The organism is Vibrio sp. Vb1755 (assembly GCF_033338635.1).
Classification (GTDB): domain Bacteria; phylum Pseudomonadota; class Gammaproteobacteria; order Enterobacterales; family Vibrionaceae; genus Vibrio; species Vibrio alginolyticus.
Genome location: NZ_JAWOTA010000134.1, coordinates 1 through 1,459 on the forward strand (window position 1 = coordinate 1; position 1,459 = coordinate 1,459).

The 1,459-nt window shown below is 48.4% G+C and carries 1 protein-coding gene and 1 pseudogene; both read right to left on the reverse strand.

What is annotated here, in order from left to right; translation table 11 throughout:
• Positions 1–86 precede the first annotated feature (86 nt).
• Positions 87–1,214, reverse strand: coding sequence for a 2-iminoacetate synthase ThiH (gene thiH, locus R7E00_RS23275; protein WP_318124604.1), 1,128 nt, complete (start codon positions 1,212–1,214; stop codon positions 87–89).
• 15 nt (positions 1,215–1,229) lie between these two features.
• Positions 1,230–1,459: pseudogene (locus tag R7E00_RS23280) on the reverse strand (thiazole synthase); the annotation flags it as partial.

The following is a 1,459-nucleotide window of genomic DNA, read 5'->3' on the forward strand; positions in this document are numbered from 1 at the left end:
ATCACATCCATGAAACTCAAAGCTAATCGTTCATTCAATCACAATGTTTCACGTGAAACATGCCAATGACACAGTAAACGCCTCGGTTAACCTGAGTAAGCTGAGTGCCAATCACGCCAGACCGGGTCGAAACCTTTCGCTCTGATCATGTCTTCTACCGATGCCGCGCTACGCTCGTCACTGATTTCGAACTGTTCCAGTTCCACCTCTTCGGTCGCATAACCACCGGGTTGTGTTTTCGATGCCGCAGACATACTCGTAATGCCTAACGGTAATACATTGTCGCGAAACTGCGGTGATTCGCGCGTCGACAATGACAACTCCACTTCCGGATTAAACAGCCGATAGGCGCAAATCAATTGCACCAACTGCTTATCCGTCATGACAGATTTCGGTTGTAATCCCGACGCTGGTACATTACCGGCACAAGGGCGTAAACGAGGAAAAGAAATCGAATAACGCGATTGCCAATAAGTACGCTCAAGGTAATCCAGATGCGCAGCAGCAAAAAAGCAGTCGGTGCGCCACTCTTCCAAACCAATCAAAGCGCCAAGACCGATTTTGTCGATCCCCGCTTTTGCCAACCTATCAGGCGTTTCAAGCCGGTATCGGAAATCCATTTTATTGCCACGTAAATGATGCTGAGCATATGTTTTGGGATGATAGGTTTCTTGATACACCATCACCGCATCAAGGCCCAATGTTTTGAGCTCGGCGTATTCGTCCTGATTCAACGGTTGGACTTCCATCGCTAAATAGTTAAATCGCTGCTTGATAATTGGCACCATTTCGCGAAAGTATTTCATCCCAACTTTGGTCTCATGCTCACCCGTTACCAGTAACACGCTGTCGAACTTCATTCGCTTAATCGCATCAATCTCCGCCTCAACTTCGTCCCTATTCAGCGTTCTTCGCTTTATGCGGTTCTCCATAGAGAAGCCACAATAGGTACAAGCGTTGGCGCAAAGATTAGAGAGGTACAGCGGGATATACAGCGACATAGTGTTGCCAAAACGCTTACGCGTCAGCGAATAAGAAATCTTTGCCATCTGCTCTAAGTACGGTTCAGCTGCAGGAGAAATCAACGCTTTAAAATCTTCCAAATCTCGTTTGGGTTTTGCTAGCGCCCTTTCCACAACCTGCGCCGTTTTGGCATAAATCGACATGGATATGTCATCCCCATCGAGCTGCTGAAAGCGATCATAAAAGCTCATCTTGAACCCTCACTTCTACAGTTCATCGAGAAAAGCCGTTAGCGGACTGGAAGCAACGGCATGAGAAACTTTCCCTGCAAGCCCAGCTTTATAAGCCATACGACCTGACTCGACTGCCATCTTGAACGCTTTCGCCATCGCAACGGGATTACTTGCGGCAGCGATGGCCGTATTGACCAACACGGCATCCGCGCCCATTTCCATCGCTCTTGCCGCATGTGAAGGCGCACCAATTCCCGCATCCA